The 19,796-nt window shown below is 52.6% G+C and carries 17 protein-coding genes, 1 tRNA gene and 1 pseudogene; 2 read left to right on the top strand and 17 right to left on the bottom strand.

Features of this window, described 5'->3' with window-relative positions; all coding sequences use genetic code 11:
* The 5 genes from HPY58_13725 to HPY58_13705 all read right to left on the bottom strand — a co-directional run.
* The coding region (locus tag HPY58_13725; GenBank protein NPV30675.1) for a transcription elongation factor GreAB at nucleotides 1-186 on the bottom strand (186 nt) is incomplete at its 3' end.
* Between the two features lie 151 nt (nucleotides 187-337).
* Entirely contained in the window at nucleotides 338-634 is a 297-nt protein-coding gene (locus tag HPY58_13720; protein NPV30674.1) for a hypothetical protein, read from the bottom strand.
* Nucleotides 634-1,080 carry a hypothetical protein gene (locus HPY58_13715; protein ID NPV30673.1) on the bottom strand — a complete coding sequence of 149 codons (447 nt, stop codon included), beginning with the start codon at nucleotides 1,078-1,080 and terminating at the stop codon, nucleotides 634-636. The genes HPY58_13720 and HPY58_13715 overlap by 1 nt, the downstream gene beginning before the upstream one ends.
* 23 nt (nucleotides 1,081-1,103) lie before the next feature.
* Entirely contained in the window at nucleotides 1,104-1,823 is a 720-nt protein-coding gene (locus tag HPY58_13710; GenBank protein ID NPV30672.1) for an MFS transporter, read from the bottom strand.
* 311 nt (nucleotides 1,824-2,134) lie between these two features.
* Nucleotides 2,135-2,231 (bottom strand) — tRNA-Sec (locus tag HPY58_13705).
* Nucleotides 2,232-2,666: 435 nt separating this feature from the next.
* Between HPY58_13705 and HPY58_13700 the strand changes: the two genes are divergently transcribed.
* Together HPY58_13700 and HPY58_13695 are read left to right on the top strand one after the other, a co-directional pair.
* On the top strand, nucleotides 2,667-4,103 hold the full coding sequence (locus HPY58_13700; GenBank protein ID NPV30671.1) for an MFS transporter: 1,437 nt from the start codon (nucleotides 2,667-2,669) through the stop codon (nucleotides 4,101-4,103).
* Nucleotides 4,104-4,596: 493 nt separating this feature from the next.
* Nucleotides 4,597-4,769, top strand: a pseudogene (locus tag HPY58_13695) (DUF441 family protein).
* Nucleotides 4,770-4,771: 2 nt separating this feature from the next.
* Here the strand turns inward: HPY58_13695 and HPY58_13690 are convergent.
* The 12 genes from HPY58_13690 to HPY58_13635 form a co-directional block, all read right to left on the bottom strand.
* Nucleotides 4,772-5,407 (bottom strand): hypothetical protein, encoded by a 636-nt coding sequence (locus HPY58_13690; GenBank protein ID NPV30670.1) that lies wholly within the window; start codon nucleotides 5,405-5,407, stop codon nucleotides 4,772-4,774.
* Between the two features lie 131 nt (nucleotides 5,408-5,538).
* Nucleotides 5,539-6,579 (bottom strand): CoB--CoM heterodisulfide reductase iron-sulfur subunit A family protein, encoded by a 1,041-nt coding sequence (locus HPY58_13685; GenBank protein NPV30669.1) that lies wholly within the window; start codon nucleotides 6,577-6,579, stop codon nucleotides 5,539-5,541.
* A 26-nt stretch (nucleotides 6,580-6,605) separates the two neighbouring features.
* Nucleotides 6,606-7,538 (bottom strand): methylenetetrahydrofolate reductase, encoded by a 933-nt coding sequence (locus HPY58_13680; GenBank protein NPV30668.1) that lies wholly within the window; start codon nucleotides 7,536-7,538, stop codon nucleotides 6,606-6,608.
* Complete coding sequence (locus HPY58_13675; protein NPV30667.1) at nucleotides 7,534-8,208, bottom strand: hypothetical protein; 675 nt, start codon at nucleotides 8,206-8,208, stop codon at nucleotides 7,534-7,536. The genes HPY58_13680 and HPY58_13675 overlap by 5 nt, the downstream gene beginning before the upstream one ends.
* Entirely contained in the window at nucleotides 8,205-10,193 is a 1,989-nt protein-coding gene (locus tag HPY58_13670) for a hydrogenase iron-sulfur subunit (protein NPV30666.1), read from the bottom strand. Before HPY58_13670 ends, HPY58_13675 begins: the two co-directional genes overlap by 4 nt.
* Nucleotides 10,194-10,328: 135 nt before the next feature.
* Complete coding sequence (locus HPY58_13665) at nucleotides 10,329-11,123, bottom strand: methyltetrahydrofolate cobalamin methyltransferase (protein ID NPV30665.1); 795 nt, start codon at nucleotides 11,121-11,123, stop codon at nucleotides 10,329-10,331.
* A 55-nt stretch (nucleotides 11,124-11,178) separates the two neighbouring features.
* Entirely contained in the window at nucleotides 11,179-12,153 is a 975-nt protein-coding gene (locus tag HPY58_13660; protein ID NPV30664.1) for an acetyl-CoA decarbonylase/synthase complex subunit delta, read from the bottom strand.
* A 20-nt stretch (nucleotides 12,154-12,173) separates the two neighbouring features.
* Nucleotides 12,174-12,917, bottom strand: a complete 744-nt coding sequence (locus HPY58_13655; GenBank protein ID NPV30663.1) for an AAA family ATPase — start codon at nucleotides 12,915-12,917, stop codon at nucleotides 12,174-12,176.
* A 72-nt stretch (nucleotides 12,918-12,989) separates the two neighbouring features.
* Complete coding sequence (locus tag HPY58_13650) at nucleotides 12,990-14,330, bottom strand: acetyl-CoA decarbonylase/synthase complex subunit gamma (protein NPV30662.1); 1,341 nt, start codon at nucleotides 14,328-14,330, stop codon at nucleotides 12,990-12,992.
* 110 nt (nucleotides 14,331-14,440) lie between these two features.
* Complete coding sequence (cdhC, locus tag HPY58_13645) at nucleotides 14,441-16,657, bottom strand: CO dehydrogenase/CO-methylating acetyl-CoA synthase complex subunit beta (protein ID NPV30661.1); 2,217 nt, start codon at nucleotides 16,655-16,657, stop codon at nucleotides 14,441-14,443.
* A gap of 28 nt (nucleotides 16,658-16,685) precedes the next feature.
* Complete coding sequence (gene cooS / locus HPY58_13640; protein NPV30660.1) at nucleotides 16,686-18,722, bottom strand: anaerobic carbon-monoxide dehydrogenase catalytic subunit; 2,037 nt, start codon at nucleotides 18,720-18,722, stop codon at nucleotides 16,686-16,688.
* A gap of 120 nt (nucleotides 18,723-18,842) precedes the next feature.
* Nucleotides 18,843-19,625: a P-loop NTPase gene (locus HPY58_13635; GenBank protein NPV30659.1), complete on the bottom strand. Its 783-nt coding sequence runs from the start codon at nucleotides 19,623-19,625 to the stop codon at nucleotides 18,843-18,845.
* Nucleotides 19,626-19,796: the final 171 nt, after the last annotated feature.

The raw sequence follows: 19,796 nt of genomic DNA, 5'->3' as shown, positions 1-19,796 counted from the left end.
GGCTTTCTTAAGGAGTGATTCGACATGTTTGATGTAGTTATCAATAAGTTTTTCTAGTTCGTCACGTTCTTTTGAGGGTTCCTGGAAATATTCCTCGAGAAGTTTGTCCTTCTGTTCCTCTACCTCAACCAAGTGCTTTACGAGGTTTTCGAAGAAGGCCTTCGAGACCTCAAATCCTCTAGTCATTTTATTCCCCCCATGCAAGCCATTTTATGGAAAGGCTTATAATAAAGCAAAGGGGCGCCTCGTCGAACAACGAAGCACCCATTTACATTTACCATACCATGGATTACAGTCATTGTCAACCGTGGCAGAGATTACCATTTAACGGTGGTTGTTAAATTTTTTTACATTCAGAAAGCCACCGGAAGGGTTCCTGGTAATCCAAACTATAAACTTCGAGCCCTTCGCCCCGGGGGCCGGCCCCCGCAGCCCCGCGCCCATCCGGAACCAGCCGGATAAGCGGCATCGCCAGCAACAGCAGGGCGCTCATCCCCAGGAAAACCGCCCGGAACCCGGCCACCTTGTCCGGAAAACGGGAAAGAACCAGGACAATGCCTGCCGTTCCGATAACCCCGCCGGTCTGCCGGAACATCCCCCTGAGCCCTGCAATGGCGCTGATTTTCTCGGGCATCAACTCGATGGGGGCGTTGTTGGAAGAGGGGCTGGCCAAGCCCACACCCATGCCGGATACAAAAATAAGAGCAGCCAGCCACCAGAAGGTCGGAATCGCCCTGCCAGGACCGCCGGAGGCCGCCAGTACGGGTTCAATCCCAGGGTGGTCAGGGCCAGCACAAGAAATCCCGCCGCCATAGGCAACCGGTACCCGGTGCGGTTCAGCAGCATGCTGGTCACCGTGGACATCCCCATCATCCCCAGCGCCCGGGCCGTCAGGAGAGTGCCGCTGACCAGGCTGGACATCCCGTAGGTCACCTGCCCGAAGTAGGGAATGAAGGCCATCAGCCCGAAGATGCAGGCCCCGTAGATCAGGTTGAGCCCGTTGATCACCGCAAAGGCCGCCGGTGTTTTCAGGAGGGAGATCTCTAAAATGGGAGCACTGGTGGCGCTTTCCCGCCACAAAAAGAGGACAAGGAAAAGAACGGCTACGACCGGCCAAATCCAGCTGCGCCATGACGCAAGAGCCCCAGGTTGCTCCCTCCAGGCGGGTCATAAAGTACATGACACTGAGCATCATGCCGGCGAAAAAGGCGACCCCGGGAAAGTCCACCCGGGTGCGGCGGAATTGAGGATCCGTTTCCAGTAAAAATTGCGATAACAGGAGCACCAGGCAGCCGATGGGAACATTGACCAGAAAAATGGCCTTCCACCCGGCGACATCCAGGATCCAGCCACCCAGGGCGGGCCCGATAATGCCGCCCAGGGGGAAGATGCTGGTGAACAACCCGATGGCCTGAGCCCGGTTTTCCCGGAAATGATCCCCGACGATCCCCGTCGCCGAGGGCAGGAAACTCCCCCCCGCCCAGGGCCTGTAAGAACCGGAAAATGATCAAAAAGTAGATGTTGGGGGAAAGAGCGCAGAGCATTGAGCTCACAGTGAAAACGGCCACACAGGCCATAAAGATCCGCTTGCGCCCCCACTCGTCGCTGATGCGGCCCATCAAGGGCATGATCCTCAGGGTCATCAGCTGGTAGGCGGTGATTACCCACCCCGCCCAGTTTAAATCCGCCCGCAGACTGCGCTCAATGGCCGGAAGGGCGGTGGCCACAATGGTTGAATCCACCGAAGACATGAAAAGAGCAAGAGAAACCACGACAAAAACAAGATACTTTCGATGTTTGCTTCCTGCAGCCATTCGGATCATGCTCCAGCCCCCAGGTTACGCTGTTTCTCGAATTGCCAGGGTGTCCGGAAAGATTCCATGTGCCGGATGCCATAGGGGTCTACTTTTTTCAGGGTATTTTTAAGCTAAACCGGCTAGCGCTCCTCAAGACTGAGGATCGATCCCGGCACCTGTCGATCATGCAAGCGTACAAAAGGGGAAAATTATATGTACCTGCCTACAGAAAAAAATCTCCCGCTGCTACGGGGAATTTTTGATGTATACGAGCAGATATGAAATTTTCGTAAAAAAGGCTTTTCTGACCCTCAACACCCTGCTACCAAATAAAAAACTGGCGGGAGCGTGTGGGAAATCGAACCCACCAGAGACACCGTCATACCTCTCGCCGGATTTGAAGTCCGGGCGTACCACCAGGCACAATCCGCCCCCGTTTGAGGCTATTCTATCACAATCAACTGCCTGCGTCCAGTTTCGCCGCTGCCTGCATAGGGGGTAGTCTGCTCATATAACAGTAAATTGTAGAGAAGGAGAACGTAAAAAGGATCTTCTCTTGACTTGGGCCGGTTATTATGGGGTTTATGTATGCATTTTTCGTCTAGCGCAATTTTTCAAGCCCAACGGAGCGAGATGAAAATAAGGGTATTTGTAACGAACTCCTAGGTGCAACTTCCCCGGGATAATTACTCCTTGGTTTAGCGCAATTGAAGGAAAAACAACCGATCATCCCGCCTATGGCGGGGGTGCGGTTAATGGTGAGGCAAGAAGGAGTTGCCCCTGCGGCAGCGAATTATTGATCCAGGAGAGTAACCATACTCACTATACTTCGGGCGGTTTTCAGCCCGTAAGGAAAAGAGGAGAGGGAAAATGTCCTTTCAGGCTGACGGGGTTTATGGGCGTCGTTACCAGGCCCTGGCTGCCATTATGCTGGGCAGCATCATGGGCCCCATTGACGCCAGCATCGTCAACGTGATTCTCCCGACTATCACGGGCTACTTTGGCGTACCTATCGCCACCGCCCAGTGGGTACCGATGATCTACCTGTTGACCATCAGTAGCCTGCTTTTATTCTACGGCCGCATGGGGGATATCCTGGGGTATAAGCGTATCTACTTGATGGGGCTGGCGGGCTTTATCGTAGCGTCGGCCCTCTGCGGTCTGGCCCCCGGTATTTACTGGCTCATTCTTTTCCGGGCCATTCAGGGGGTGACTGCCGGTATGATGATGGCTGTGCCTTATGCCATCATCACAGCTGCCTTCCCCCCACAGGAGCGGGGCCGGGCTCTGGGGATCAACGCCATCAGCATTTCGGCGGGGCTGGCCCTAGGCCCCTCCCTGGGAGGGCTGGTTACTTCCCTGTGGAGCTGGCGCATGGCCTTTTTAATCAATATTCCCATCGGGATCGTCGGCCTGATGTGGGCGCGAAAGGTTATTCCTGAGTTAAAGGGCCAGCCGGGCAAGATGGATGGCGGCGGGGCGGTGACGGCCTTTGTCTTCCTTTTCTCTTTCCTGCTATTTATCAACCAGGGACAGAAAATGGGCCTCAATACCGTCACCCTGGCTATGCTGGGTGTGGCCATACTGGCAGGCGCGGCTTTCTTTTATATCGAGACCCATGCCGCGCAGCCTATGTTGAATTTAAAGCTTTTTAAGAACGTCGGCTTTTCCCTGGCTCTCCTCAGCGCTTTGCTGAATTTTATCTCCCAGTATATCATGGTCTTTCTTACCCCCTTCTACCTGCAGCGGGTTCTTCATTACCCGGCGGGTCAGGTAGGGCTCCTCATGACTTTCTTCCCCCTGGCGGTGATGGCGGTTGCCCCCTTCAGCGGCGCCCTATCTGACCGGATAGGAACCAGGGCCCTGGCTTCCCTGGGGGCAGCTATTTGCGCTCTGGCCCTGGTGGCCATGGGCTTCCTGCCGACTGCCGTCGGTCCCCTGGCTGTAGGCTGGCGCCTGGCCTTATTCGGCATCGGTACGGGGATCTTCCAGTCACCCAATAACAGCGCCGTCATGGGCGCCGTACCCCGTCCTTACCTGGGCATAGCCTCTGGTACCCTCGCTACAGTCCGGAATACAGGTATGGCGTTGGGTATTGCCACCGGCGGGCTTGTGCTCTATGCCTTCGTGCCGCCGGCAATCATGGCCAAGATCAGCCTGGATGTCCGGGAAACCCTCAGTTTTCTGATGGGCTTAAGGTATGCTTATCTGACGGGAGCCGTATTTACTGCTGCAGCAGCGGCCTTTTCTTTTATTAGAATTAGGGAAAGCATAGAAAAGGACAAGGCCCGGAACCTTGCCCCCTAAAATAACTTCTCCTTCAGGTGGTCGGGGTTTTAAGGTGGCCTTTTCCAGGGGGCTGAAAACTACATACCGGCCCAATCCCAGGGGCGGGTGCGAACTGGAGAGATTTCCCGAACGCCAGAAGGCGGCATAGGTGCCCCGTAATTTCTCACCTTCAACCAGGAACCTCTTTAGTTTGCTAAAGGCTTCAGGTGAGCGGGGAGCAAGGCCAATGTGGATCCCCCCTTCTGTCCGGAATGGTGGGCATCAGCGGCACCCCTCCGATCTTAGCCGGCTTTACGCCCTGTGATTAAAGGGGGCCTCTTCGGGGTGTATATGCTGGTGGTTTAGCTGAGGAGAACGTCGAACTGGAGCTAAAGGCGTACCGACAGCCTTACCGGTAAGCAGGGAGGGAATAAAAGTGGTCCCGGAGAAGACGGGGTTCTATAATGGGAGTGGAGAAAAGGAAGAGTCAACTGCTGGGCCTTTTCGCCTTTATTTTATCCTTAATTACCACCACATGAGCGGCCAGGGACTGTAATACCTGACGGTCCAGGGGCACAGCGAGGTGATGCCGGCCCTGATTCTGGGAGCGGTAATTGCGGCAGCCTTCCTGGGCGGCGTCCGGTGGGTCCCTTTATCACCTCTGGGCTCCTCGCCCTGATGGTAAAGCTAATCGCCAAATTATGAAGTTAGCTGATCAAAAATTCCGGAGAAAACCCCCTTTTTATAACACGAGCCAGATCCCGGTAACCGCCTTTTCTGGAATCTAAAAGAAGCAACTGGATACCATACTTGCGGCACAAAAATTCTTTTCGGACCCGGTTGACGCCCTTTTCCCAAGCGATGTCCTCAACCGCAAGCCTTAACGAAGGCAAAAAATATTCAAAATTCAAACCCCTGAACCGGTGATTTTTAAAAATTTGGAGATCCGGAAAAAGGAACCTTAAAGCCCGCTCCAAATTGGAGGTGGGCGCCGTTTTCGGCACCTGCCCAGTTTTTTCCTGCCTCCGGGGAGAATCATCCTTCGGGCGCACTTTTCGATAGATTTCCTCCAGAAGATCGTAAAAATTGTCAAACCCCTCAAGCATCCTTTGATCTGGAAGCCTTTGCGCAATCAACTCCTTAACCGCTGCATGCAAATAGTCCTCCCGGGGGCCGAGAAGCTGCTCCAGCAAGCTGAGAAGTTCAGACATGATAAAGTCTCCTTGTTCGAGTATTTTCTGGCGGTCATCCGGCTTTAAACTGGCGGCAATGATAAGTTCAATAAGCTGATCGATTTTCTTTAAGATCTGTTCTCCAATAGCCTTTTCGTGAGAAAGAGGCATTTTTTCACCTGCCCTGGCATAATCTCGTTAGATTTTTATTCCTCCAGCCCCGGAGTTATACCTGAAAAAAACATAAAAAAAACCGCCCCGGTTCAAGAACCGGGGCCGACTTTCCCGTAGGGAAAAATGAATCAACTGGTCAGATACTGATAAGCTGCTCCTGCCGCTGCCCTGGCGTGTCCGATAGTTTGCGGGATGTCTTTGGGGCCCTGGCAGACCCCGGCCAGGAAAATACCTGGCTGATTTGTAGCAACGGTTTCCTGGTCCGAGCGTCCTGCCATGAATCCGTAGTTATCCAGGGCGATTCCCAGTTGCTGTGCAAGCTCCTGGCTGCCCTGCGCAGGAGTAATTGCAAGGGACAGCACGATCAGATCATATTTCTCCTCACAGGGCTTACCCACCAGAGAATCGGTGTAGCGGACCGTGAGACGGTCATAAGGGAAACCGTAAATCTTTGAAGGAATGGCCCTGATAAATTTAATTTTGTCTGTCTCCCGGAGCTCCTGAGTGAAAATGCTGAATCCCTTGCCAAAGCTCTGGAAGTCCATGTAGAAAATATCGATTTCGACTTCTGGCAATTCACTTCGAATTAACTTGGCAAGCTTTGCGGCATACATGCAGCAAACCCTAGAACAGTACCCGTTGCCTATTGAGAGATCCCGGCTTCCCACGCACTGAATAAAGCCTATCTTCTTGATTCCCGATCCGAAGGCCGCTACAAAACTTCCTTTTTCTTTCAAGGCTTTTTCTAATTCTAGTCCTGAGATAACATTTTCCTCCAGCCCGTATGCAAACTCGCTTCTTCTCTTCAAATCGTATGGATCAAAACCTGTTGCCACGATCACAGCCTGTACTTCTAATGAAAGGACATCTTCTCCCCGGGCAACTGTGGCTTGAAAACCTTTCCCATTTCTTTTTACAGCATTTACCTGAGCACTTGTCAGGATATGTACCAGAGGCTCTTGCGTCACCTTATCCTTCTGCTGCAGGACCAAACACGCGGCACAACGGTTGCAACTCTCGGTAGCTTTACAGCAGTAATCCCCAGCCCTCCCGCCTATTTCTTTTTCCTTTTCAACGAGGTAAACCTCCACCCCTCGCTCTGCCAAGTCGAGGGCGCTCGTCATTCCCGCGGTGCCACCACCAATTACAAGCACTTTTTTTCTTTCCAAATCATACCCCTCCAATTGCCCCGCGCTTAAAAGGTCGGTCTGGGCAGGAGACCGGCTTTTTCAACGATCGTTGGCACAATTTCCTCCCACGCTACAGCCATGATGTGAACACCAGCCACCCCTTCGATCTGCTGGCACCGTTTAATGTAGTCAACCGTGATATTGACGGCTTCTTCTTTAGGATTCTCGGCTTTTTCCAGGCGCTGGCAGAATTCTTCAGACACGAGCATGCCCGGTACCCCGGTCTGCATATAACGGGCCATTCTTGGTGACTTGACAGGCATCAATCCGGCGTTAATGTAGACGCGCTTGTGCAAGCCGCGCTCCCGAACCTTTTCCATAAAGAGCTCAAAGCGTTCCATGTCGAGGATGCACTGCGTCTGGACGAAATCCGCACCGGCTTCGATCTTTTTCTCCAAACGGACAGCCCTGAACTCAAAAGGATCACCAAACGGGTTTTCTGCGCAACCGATGAAGAACTTGGGGTTGACCTTGCACTCTTCACCGCACTCAAAACGACCCTCGTCCCGGAGACGTTTTAAAATTGTAATTAATTGAATGGAATCAACGTCATATACCCCTTTACAGCCGGGATGATTCCCAAAGGACTGATGGTCACCGGAGAGACACAAAACATTGCGCACTCCGAAGGCATAAGCCGTCAACAGGTCGCTCTGGATCGCCAATCGGTTGCGGTCGCGGCAAACCACCTGCAGGTTTGGCTCCATGCCCAACTGGATCAACCGGATCGCGGCTCCCAGGCTGGAAAGGCGGACAATTGCTGTCTGGTTGTCCGTAAAGTTGACGGCATCCACCTTTCCCCTCATGCCTTCAGCATACATCTCAATGTGATGGAAATCTGCACTCTTTGGAGGGCCAATTTCCCCGGTACAGGCAAACTGGCCCGAAGCTAATACCTTTTCGTAGTTACTTCCGACTTTTAAATTGTTGGGGTTAATTTCCGCTTTCAAGGGTCAAATCCTCCCTTACCAGTGTTCTCGGACCTTTTTCCCGTAACCAGTTCTTCGGAGGAATAATCTCCTTTAGTTTATCAAGCTGGCCCAGTGCTTTCAGCCGGTCGTAAATCAACTGCCAGCCGCAGTCGACATCCTTGGAAACCTCGCACTTCCCATATTGAGAACCCCCACAGGGGCCGTTTAAGAGGCTCTTTGAACAGCGGGCAATCGGGCAGATGCCGCCTGTTTTATCGAGAACGCAGTCGCCGCAGGCAAAGCACCTTTCTGCCCACTTTCCGACATCCAGATTTGCGCCGAGAAAGAGTGTGTTGACGCCCGGGAAAACGGGAATTGTAGAGTATTTTTCCCCCAGGTATTGGATCCCAATTCCACAGGCGAGAGAAACAACAGCTTCTACCCCTTCGATCTGGTCCTGAAACTTAGCCAGGTACTCGGCATCGCACTGGCGTTCCACAGTCTGTTCCCGAACCTCAATAGGGTTGCCGTTCTTGCTTCGAGCCATGCGAATCTGTGAGGCAAGAATTCCCACTTCCTTTTCGCCGCCTGCAAGGCATACAGTAACACATCCACCGCACCCGGCAATCAACACTTTCTTATAAGGTGCAATCATCTCAAGGATCTTCTCAACAGGTTTCCTTTCGGCAACGATCATTTTACCACCTTCCCCGGATTTGTTCCTAACTGGCGAATTTTTTCGGCCATAGCCCGAACAGCAGAATTAAACTGATTTCCCTGGTTCGCAGCTACATGAACAAATTCCACCCGTTCCCCTTCGATCCCGATATCGTTTAACAACTTCCGAACCTGTTCCTTGCGCTTTTCTGCCCTTTCATTACCCCATACATACTTGCAGTTGTCCCGGTGACATACAAACAGCATCACACCGTCTGCGCCACGTTCCAGGGCCTTGAGCAGGTATATTACATCAATTTTTCCAGAGCAAGGAACACGAATGATCTGCAAATCCTTTTGTACCTCGGGCTCCAACTGCTGGGCAAACTCGGCTGCCAGCGCTCCTGAATTCTCGCACGCATAAGCTACCAATCTAGGAGGCTTTGTGACTTTAAATAAGATTTCCTGGTCCGAATAGAACGGCAGCTGAATGGCCTTGCCCGGACACTCAGCCGCGCAGGTCCCGCAGCGACGGCAGGCAAGCGGGTGCATCCTTGCCGCTGAATGATACATGTTGTTAAGGCTTTCATCGTGAACAATTTCAATGGCTTTGTGAGGACAGGTACGGTAGCAGGTAAGGCAAACGGCGCATTTTTCCGCTTCAACACGAGGTTGCAAAGCGGGTACCTTTAATTTGCCCTTGGCAAAGCGGCTTACTTCTGCAGCCACGGCTTCTGCTTCCCTGGCAAGGTCAACTCCATGGATGGGGCCATGGCAGCTTCCTACAAAATAGATCCCCTCCCGGTTAGATTTGATCGGGAGGAAGTGAACATTATCCTCCTGGAAAAACCCTCCGGGGCCCAACCTGAGATCCAACGTTTCGGCTAATTCCCGGGTAACCGGAGCAGGAACATAATCCTCTGCGAGCACCAGATAATCGGAAGTTACTCTCACCACAGGTGCCTGGGGTAGAAAAGGTTCGCGATACTGGACCGTTGCCGCGACAACTGTTGGGTAAATTTCCAAATCACCCGCGTATTTTAAGAAATTGACACCCAGGGCGCGAGCTTTCTCATAGTACTGTTCAAGGTTGTCCGCAGAAACTTTCATGTCCTCGTAAAAGATATTAACATCTACGGCACCCTTCTCTTTGAGGCTGATCGCCTCTTTCAAAACGGCAGCATACGAGAGAAGAGAATCAGGATCTGCCTTTCCCAAAACAAAGCTAATTCTTTGGCCCGCGAACTCCTTTTTGGCATCAACAAACTGAGACAGCAAAAGAATTCTTTCTCCCGGCTCAACTCCGCCGTACTTGCCTTTATCAAAAACAGGCTGGGCTTCCAGAGCAAGCACAACTGCTCCGAAATTTTGCTTCACAACTTTTCCGTTTTCCGAAATACGTGCGGTAAAGTTGCCCGGGAAACCCTCCAGTCCCACTAGCCTGGCACCCGTTTTTACAGTAATTCTTGGGTTCCCGCTAGCAAGCGCAGCTCCGCTGGCTCCTCCCCCTCCGTCAATCATTACCACCGGCTGGCTTTGGGCAATTGTTAATGCTGCAACTGCTCCTTCTTTCCCGCAGCCGACAACCAGGACGTCGGGAACAACCTCAAGCTCCTCCAGTCCGACTTCACCTCGAAGTTGCATGTTTGCCAGCACGTTGTTAACCGCCAGAATTGCGGCTTCCGTTGCCTCCCCTTTTCCCTCACCAACCGCAGCAAGGTCTACAAAATCTACGTAGTAGCGAAGGAGACCATTTTCTTCTGCAACCTGCAGAAATTGCCGCATAATAAAGGGATCCGTGCAGCCCGCAATTAAAAGACGGTTTAAAGAATATTTATCTATTTCTTTGGCAAGCCTTTCCTGTTCTACCTTGCCACAGAGGACGTTTGCAACCCTGATATACTCAAAATCTGCCTCACTCTGGATGACGGTTTTGACTTTATTCAGGTCGACCTTTTCAGAAATTCTCCCATCGCAATCACAAAGGTAAATTCCAACGCGAATGTGTTTGTTTTTTTTACTCATCGAGTTTCCCCCTATTTAAAGAAAGAACGAACTTTTAAGCCGATCCCCAACCTTAAAAAATAGGGTTTAGTAGGGCCCCGCCTCACCGTGCCAGAGGCGGGACCCTACCCGGAACCCTTTTACGCAGCTGCTCTGTTACCTTTGCCGGAAAACTTTCGCGTAGGAGTCGCAGTAAATGGCCCTGTTCAGCAGCATATCAGCTGTTGCAATTGCATCTACAAGGGCATCGTCATTAACATCCATGATGGCAGAGTCAAGACCGCATGTAATTGCCATGACACAGTAAGTGCGGTTGATCAGGGGACGATCAAGAGTATTTTGGGAAACGTTGCTCAATCCCAGAGTTGTCCGCGGTGGAGGATCGGAAAGCTGCTTAATTTGCCGCAGTGCTTCAAGGACTTCGGGAGCATGATCCTGGGCTACGTTGCAGGGGAGAATAAGCGGGTCAATAAAGAGATCCTCCGGCGAGAGGCCAAACTCATCGGCCGCGGCTACCAGTTCCATTGCAAACTGAACGCGCATGTCGGCGCTCTTGGGAATTCCGGACTTATCCATGGTTAAAGCAATAATACTTGCTCCGTACTTTTTTGCCATTGGAAAAACGCGCTCAATCTTCGGCCGCTCGGCTGGACAGGAGTTGATAATTGCCGGTTTCTTGCAAACTTCCAATCCTGCTTCGATGGCATCGTAGTTAGTGGAGTCCAGGCAGAGAGGTGTATCACATACCTCCTGGATTACCTCCACCATCCAGCGCATTGATTTCACTCTGTCTTCCGCCGTCGGACCCACATTGACATCGAGGTAATGGGCGCCTGCCTCGGTTTGCTTAATTGCCCAGTGCTGGATCGGCTTGGGGTCAAACTTGGCTACCGCTTCCCCGATGTCCTTAAACATCCCGTTGATCCGCTCACCAATCATTATGAAGCCCATCTGTTTACCCCCTTAAAATTTATTGAAAACATATTTACCCAGCGCCACTTCGATACTAGTACGCGTTCGGCAGCATAAGATCTTCAATGTGCTTTTTCACTATTTTTGCCGCTTCGGGATGCCGCATCAGTATCAGGTCCCCACCGGCCTGCACCAGGGCAGCAGCAGTCATGGCCTCCCACATGATTCCCCGAACTTTCTGGTCGCCCCACCCGCGGCCGGCCTCTTCATTGGGAGCGTTGGCTTCTTTTGCCCGCCATGCTTCAGGACCGGCCAGGCAGATTAACGGCAAGGACATCATTTTATCTCCGATCAGTGCGCCCCAGCGCGCCCTCTCCATAATCGAGTAAGCATACTCGATCCCGTACCCGAGGCCTCCCGTTAAGGGGTCGTTGATAACCTTCTCAACAGGAACGCCCATTTCTGTAATCATCAAGTTCAACTGCTTCAAGATGTTAATGTCAAGCGGAGACCGGGCGATAATGCAGTGCTTGTTCATCATGCAAGCAGCAGCAATAGAACGGTAATTATCCTTCTCGGCCACCCCCAGCGCAATGTTTTCTCCTGCCGCGGCTTCACCCACCGCCTGCAGCACCTCGTTGTCCTTGTCAGGGAAACCAGGACCTTCCACAATGAGGGGAGCTCCCGTGTTTTCCAGAACCGCTTTCACGATTTTTGCGCACTCATCTGCACTTCTGGAATTTTCCAGCTCCGGATCTGCACCCCTCAGGCGAAGGTAAATAATGTCGGCCCCGTATTCTTCCGCCTTCTTTGCCCAGGCTACCGGATCTTCCCAGACATCGCCGTAGTAGGGAACGAAGCATTCGTGCCAATCGGGCTTAATATCCCAAATCTCGAGCGCAATCGCCGGACGGTTGGGGACTTCACCTTCAAACTGGAGGAAGGGCAGGGTTGAGCTTCCACCCAATTTTACCGTATATGCCCTCGTACCACCCTCTTCCTTTGTTGCGCCGAGCACTACTTCCTGCACTTTGCCAGTGAATTTTTCCCTTAAAATTTCAACCGGCATGATTTACTCTCCTTTCCTGTCTAAAATGATAGTTTTTCAAAGATTTCTCGCGTTGCACGAACTGCAGGACTGTCTTCCGGCAGCTCCATTAAAGGTTTTCCCTTGAGATCGTATTCGGCAACAAGAGGATCGTACGGAACCACTCCCAACAATTTGAGTCCAGTTGCTTCAATTTCATCCTGAAGAGGCGTTGGATCATCGGTTTTCGTAATAATGAGGCAGGCCTCGCCGATTTGAATTTTCAGAGATTTGGCAAGTTCGTAGATCCTCCCGGCCGAACGCACACCTTTCGCCGTAGGATCGGATATCACCAGCATGATGTCTACGTTTGCGATGGTTTCGCGGCTGATGTGCTCCATCCCTGCTTCGTTGTCGATCACCATATAAACATAGTTTTTATCCAGAACCTCGATTTCGCGCTTCAGCAGTTCTGTTGGGTAGCAGTAACACCCGGGCCCCTGGGGTCCTCCCATTACCAGCAGGTCAAAGCGCTCCGTCTCGGTGAGAGCCTGATGCAGCTTTAATTCAAGGTATACGTCCTTCGTCATTCCGGTAGGAACGTTGTTTTTCTTAATGTCGGCTAAAATGTTCGAGATGGAGTTTTGCACCTTAACGCCCAGCGCCTCGTTTAAGTTGGAATTGGGATCGGCATCAACGGCCAGAACTGCTCCTTCTTTATTCTCAACCAGGTACCTGATGAGAAGCGATGCGATTGTGGTTTTTCCCGTTCCTCCCTTGCCTGTAATTGCAATGTGTTTCGCCAATTTTTAGCCCACCTTTCCGTTTCCAGCTCCGCATCTCAACCAGGCAACGGGGTCCCCCGGTCCCTTTACGGCCTAGGCACCCAACCGGAGTTTGGCAAAGGAACTAATTCCGGAAGCCTCACGCGGCCCTACAATAACTTCCCAGCCGGAGAGTTCCTCGAGCTTCCCTTTGATTGCGGCAACACCACCCGGGATGACGATCCTCCTGTGGTTGACCTTCTGGTTGATTTCCGAATCTTTCAGCCACGGCCCGATTGTTTCGCCTACGAATTTTCCGCCCGCCCAAGCTGTGAGCACTGACAGGCCGTCGGTGTCAAAAGCAATGATGTAACTCGGCAACCTTGTTCCTTCTACTTCAGTTGCAACAGTATAGTAGGTCAGGGAGAAATTGGTCGTAATGTAGACCGGCGAATCGGGTGTCACCTCGCCAATTGCGTAAATTCCCGGCTGTACAGCAATGGGCTTCTGCGGGTCGGTGTAGATATTTCTCCGCCAGGTAAGCAATGTCAGCAGCTGCGGCTCCAGAGCATTCTTCATAACCACGATGCTGCCGAATTTCGATACATAAACCTGCGCCTGGAGAGCCTCCATTGCCGGGTCTTCTTCTGTGGTAAAGGCAATCGTGGGGTAGCCAAAGGTCCGGAAACGCTTCTTGATCGAAAGGCGCCGAATCTGTGTAAGATCAGCCAAAACCTTCGAGGTTTGACGTTCACCGGAATCCAGAACAAGTTCCCTGTAGCCAAGCGCCACTACCTTGTCAACCAGTTCTGCTAAGCTGTTAAGGTCGTTGCCCCGGACGGCCAGCGGAGCGCCAAACTTCTTGGCTACTTCCACCATCTTTTCGTAGTTGTCGGCAGTAGCTGCATAAAGCAACGGCTTCCGATCTGCAACTACACTCGCTGCAGCTTCCATCGCCGCGGGATCTTCGGTAAGAAGAGCCAGAATCTTGTTTGTTTTCCCTGCAACAGCTTGAACGGCACTCTTAAAGGCATCGGCATTACCTGAAGCGTTTCTGATTGCAATCCCGTCAACAACGTACTGCTCGCCGACACGCTCAAATACCAGATTGTTGATTGCATCTACCTTTGCTGCAAGTTCATCGGCACCCAGCGTATCGGCAACCTCAATAAAGATGCCGGTGGGGTGATAGAAGGTCTTGTCATGACGGAAGATGACCTGCTCGTCGCCAATTTCTAAAACATTATCTCCTGCTCCCACTTTGACAAGCCTGATTGGCGGAGCAGTTGCTGACTCCAGGGCCTCCCGTGCAGCATCCGAGACATGAGGGCACTGGCTCAGGGTAGCCTTACCGGATGCTAAAGCCATTGCAAAGGCGAGACAGGTCGGTACGCCACACTCTCCGCAGTTCGTCTTGGGCAGCTGCTTGAAAATTTCAAGTCCTGTTAAACCCATTGTCACTTCTCCTTTCTTTTTCCATTTTATGGTTTTTTTAATCCCGACCCGAAGAGGCCACCGGTCGGCTCAGATTCGACCGGTGGCCCCAGGACGGGTTACTCGTCTCTTTACATTAAGGGCTCCATTGAAAGGGCTGGATGGCCTTTTTCCTGCAGGTAGGGAAGAATCTCGTCCGGAGTAACTCCTATGGTTTCATCGGCAATCATGTCGGCAAAATTGTCTCCGTAGCCCAGTTCCTTGCCACGCTCGTTGAGTTGTTCACGGAGCTGTTCTTTCAGTTCTTTGGGCATCCAGACGAGTCTGCCGACACCGCCATCAGCCGGGAGGAACCTGCGGCTCACCAGGTACAGCCTTCCGACTCCCAAGAAGCCAGGCGTCTGGTTCCCGCCGCCAACCATCCCGGCGAGGGTGGAGAAGGTCATCCCAACCGGGGTCATTCCCTTGTGCTCACGGGTTGTAACCATTATCCCATTGCACTCGGGAACAAGTGCGAGAATACATTCGCAGCAGCCACAGGTGGTCATCGGGCGGTCCATCATCGTGTACATACAGACCGAAGTCGTCTTGCCCTGGGTCCGGGCCGCAGCCGTTTCGTTAATCGAAGACCACTCACCCTTAACCGGGTCAATGACATATTCCTGCGTAATCGGCACAGGCTGGCAGACACCGGTCGGGTCGATCTCATAAGTGGCCTTGGCATCCAGCCAGCTTACAGCGCCGCACAGGCCCGTCCGCTCGGGAGCCACGAAGCAAATATGGGTTGGAGCGAAGGACTGGCACAGGGTGCATGTATAGAAAACATCCACGGCATCGTCGCGCAGGCCCTTCAGACGGTCGTCTCTTGCCTGGTACTTTGCCTGTGCCTCGGGGAGGCGCTTTTCTACCTCGGCCTGGTCGGTAATCAGTGTAATTTGAAGCCTGTCGATAATCGCGGCGTACTCCTTCTTGAAGTAACCGTAGAAGAGCTTGCCCAGGTCCTTTAACGTGAAGCCCTTTTCGCGTGCACCCTTACTGATCCGCATCCAGTTCTGGTCCCGCTGGCCCATATGCCAGACGCCTTCGCCGTAGTTCATGAAGTAGTGGATCCGGCGCTCTACGACGGGTTCGAAATCTTCCTGGAACTTGCGCCCGTAGACTTCGATGTAGATGCCGAGCGGGTAAGCCTTCCCTTCCTCCATCTGATCGACATCGGGCCCGATGACCTCGATCTTGCCGTCGGTTACATGATCGGCATCTGCCATCTTTACCAATTCAAAAGCCGGAGAGTAGCCGCCGCCGAACTCGACGAACATATCGGCACGGCGGATGCTCTCGCCTTCGAAGGCAGGACCGTGGGCGATCGGAACATCAATTTCAATGGCCGTGATCTTAATGCCACGCACCTCGATCCCGACCTGGATCGCTTCATCATAATCGGGCACCGAGAAGTACCAGTCTTTCCAGATCTCGTCCTCCTCGAGAGGCTGGTCCACAATGACCGGGAAGCCCATGTAGATTGCCGCAAAACAAGCTGCAACTTTCACAATATCCCGCTCGCCCAGCGCAAGGACATAAACGAGAATCCGGTCACGCTGGTAGTTCCGGTGCATGAATTTATCTCCGGGCGGAATGCCAGGGAACATCAAGGAGGCGCGGAAGGCGTAGTTAACAGCATGAATTACCTGGGTGAAGTTCCCCAGCGGGTACACCGGCCAGGCCTCGATATCGAACTTGTACCCTTTCTCCAGCAGTTGCTCAATTACTTCGTCGCACAGGAAGATCATGAAGCCCTTCTGGACGAGCTTGTTGACAATCCTGAGAGCATCGTCCGAAGTCCGGAAACGGCCAACGATCACAACCTCGCCCGGAATCGTCCAGTCAACGTGCTTGATCCCCCACTTCCGGACATAGGCATCCGGAATGAAGCCGGTCCAGGGCTTGGGCAAAAACTCTCTCCGGCCTGTGGCCCATCTGACAGCTTCGATAATTTCTGCAGCATAAATTACAGCCTCGCCCCAGAGCATTGCGTTCTCGAGGGAGATTTCAGGATGAACCTGGTCCCGCTTTGCGTTCAGGATGGGCACCATATCGCCGAGCTTCGTGATTTCCTCTCCGCTCAGCGCTCGAATCGCAGGCACGAAGTAAGCGGTATCAGGATAAGCTACTGGATGATCGGGGCCAAATTCTTTAATCGCTTTATTGAGCAAGATCTCAGCATAACTGAGCGCAACGATGGTCCCCTCATAAGCCTGCCTGAACAGCTTTTTCGGCTCTTTCCCCGGCTCGATAGAACCTGCGTAAATATCTTCAAATCTTTCTCTTTCGACGCGCCACGCAGTAGACATGCTTTTTCCCCCTTTCCTCTATCTCATCCTAGAAGCCCTGGCAGAGCTCGGTCTCGTACTGCTCGGCAGCCTTCCTGTGGATCCCAAGCTTCCAGGTGCGGTATTCAAGAGCAGCCACCAGCTTCTTGACGGCTACCTCGGGGTCGGTTTCGAGGATGAAGTATCCACCGTAGACGTCGTGGGCGATGCAGGTGACAACGCTCCAGACCAGGCTGCTCCCTTCCAGAGGCGGCATCGTACCGACGTGGGTCGGAATTCCGTGCGCCACCACCCAGGTGCCGATGGCAACGGCCTTTTCGCTCATGGCCTCAGGCGCGCTGGCAACAAACGGAACCTTCGGCACGTCAACACCCAGCTGGTTGGCCATCGCCGTCCAAAGATCGGCCGCCCGCGTATTATCAACGCAGGAACCCATGTGGAAGGCCAGCGGCAGCTTGTCGGGCAGCTTGTCCTTGTTGGCTTCATAGAGCCTGTCGATGAACGCCTTCAGGCCCGGGCCTGCGTACTTCTCCACTGCATCGTACGTGCACAAGCCGTGCTTGGCGGCAGCCTGCATCACGCAACCCGTACCGACCAGAAAGACGTTGTTTTGAGCCAGTCCCTTAATGATTTCGGTGTGGCTTTTCTCGTAAACCGCCTCCAGGTTGTTGCAGCCGGCAAGCAGGCAGACCCCGGCAATCTCCCCGTTCAGGATGGCATCGGTCAGGACGCTGACCGGGTTATCAGGATTAATCGCAGCAAAGAGATCCATTAGGGCCTCAAAGCTGAAACCGGCCATCAACTTGTTCTTAAACTGCGGGATCTTGACTGCCCGGCCGCTCGCTTTCCGAACCTTAAAGGTTTCAATGGCGAGGCTGATCACATTCCTTGCGCTTTCTGCTGCCCGCGCTTCGTCAAAGGCAAAGTGGTAGGAGCCGGGGATCTTGGAGATCGGCAGAGTCGTGACGATCTTTGTGTTGAAGCACTCGGCGACATTGCGCACTGCAGGCATGATGCACTGAACGTCCACAACCATCACATCGATTGCACCTGTTGCAATCGCAAGCTCCTGCGCCATATAGCTGGTGGCGATGGGAACTCCATTCCTCATCAGAACCTCGTTGCCGGTACAGCAAATCCCGGAGATCTGGATCCCCTTGGCGCCTGCCGCTTTCGCCTCTTCTTCCATCGTCTTTGCCACATCAACAACCATCTGGCTCAAAATGGGGTTGTGGCCGTGAACAATAATGTTTACTTTATCGGGGTCAATAACACCCAGGTTGGCTTCGCTCATCACCGGCTTCGGGGTTCCAAAAAGAATATCAGACAACTCAGTAGAGAGGCGCATGCCTGTAAAATCCGCCAGCGAGCACTTGATACCGCCAAAGATCAGGTTTACGGGATCCGCGTCAACCCCAACGTGAGTCCTGTGCAGAACTTCTACAACTGAGCGGTCGATTGCGGTAGGAACAACATCGCATTCCTGATATTTATTTTTGCGAGCCTCGCAAATTGCGGACCACAAGAAGGCGCACGGCGAATCGTCTTGCTTTCCGAAGTCCTCTAAAGCTATCTCTGCGACTTCCTTAGCGAGTTCTATATCCGACTTACCTTCGACATTGATTCCCAAATATTTGGCCACACGCTGCAGTTTCTGAGAATCTGTTACCTTGTAGTCAGGCGCATGCCCCTCCGCCATGTGAAGCAGGACATTTGCAACCTCCCGGCCGTGATCGGAGTGGGCGGAACAACCTCCTGCCATCATCCTGATGGCGTTGCGAGCAACAATCGTGTAATCCTTGGCCCCACAAATACCCATGCTGCCAGGACCTTCTTCGGCCTTAATGCGGCACGGGCCGGCAAAACAAATACGGCAACAGATTCCCTGGTAGCCAAAAGCACACTGGGGCTGCTGAGCAGACCATCGGTCAAAAGCCGTAATAATGTTGTTTTCCGTAGTATAGTCAAGCATTTCCAGGGCAGCCGGATCGATGGTGCGCTTGATGTTTTTGGGATCTTTGATTCTGTTTTTACGGTCTACCGACGGCTTGGAATTCTGAAGAGAAGTATCACTAAATCTCGGCATACATTTAACCTCCCTTTGATAAAAATTTAAAACCAACCGCAGGTTCTCTCTCCGAGCCGGGATGCCTTCATCTGCTCCCCTTCCGTGCTGCCAACCCCGGGCTCTGGAGGCGAACACTCTCTAGTTGCTTGCGCCCGCCGCCTCACCTACCTCTCTTAAAATCTGATCAAAGACTTTAGTTACAGACTTCAATAAAATCTCTCGCAACCCCCGGGGGTCCTCCAGCATCCCCTTCTCCCAAAGTTCTTCATCAAATTCCAGGCATCCCAAGATTTCTTCTTCTCGAAAATGCTCATAGAGAAATTCTCTTTCCCTGGCTGAACGAACCTTGTTGCCGATTACTTTAATTTTGGGCACACCCATTTCTCCTGCCAGCTTTTGAATGACGCGCGCCGTATCCACGCTTACCTTTGTAGGCTCCGTTACAACAAGCATAAGATCAACGCCGCGCGCCGTGCCGCGAGTTAAATGCTCTATCCCGGCGCCCATATCCAAAATGACAACTTCGTGATTCCCGAGGAGGAGAGAGTCTACAACAGCATGAAGGAAGGCATTTTCGGGGCAGTAACAGGCCGTACCTGCCTGCTTGACAGCCCCCATGCGGAGCAACTTGATCCGGCCGAGATCAATTGCATATTTATCGAGGACATCATCAACTTGCGGATTCAGAATATAAACAAGACCGCCCCCTCCCGTCCGCTCTGCAATCAACTGTTTCATCTCGATCAGCGGCGGTTGGGAGGCCAGTCGCTCCTGCGGTACTCCCAGCGTAGTGCCAAGACTGATATCGGGGTCGGCGTCAACTGCATATACCTGGTAACCTTGTTGGGCGAAAAGTTGCGCCAATCCAGCAGCAAGAGTGGTTTTTCCTACTCCACCCTTCCCGGTAATTGCGATTTTCACAACAACACTCCCTTGAATATTATGTATGGCACCCGGACACCCTCTGTGACTGATGCCTTCTCCCTTTACCCTTTTTGATTTCTACTCGCCAATTCCCTCCTTTATGCCCCTTTTCAGAATAGAATTTCTTGCCCAACTGCCTGAGGGTTGCTGGCTGGCTTTGCTTAATTT

This window comes from Bacillota bacterium (assembly GCA_013177945.1).
GTDB lineage: Bacteria > Bacillota > DSM-12270 > Thermacetogeniales > Thermacetogeniaceae > Ch130.
Note: the sequence above shows the minus strand (reverse complement) of the source record. Positions and strands in the feature narration are given on the sequence as shown.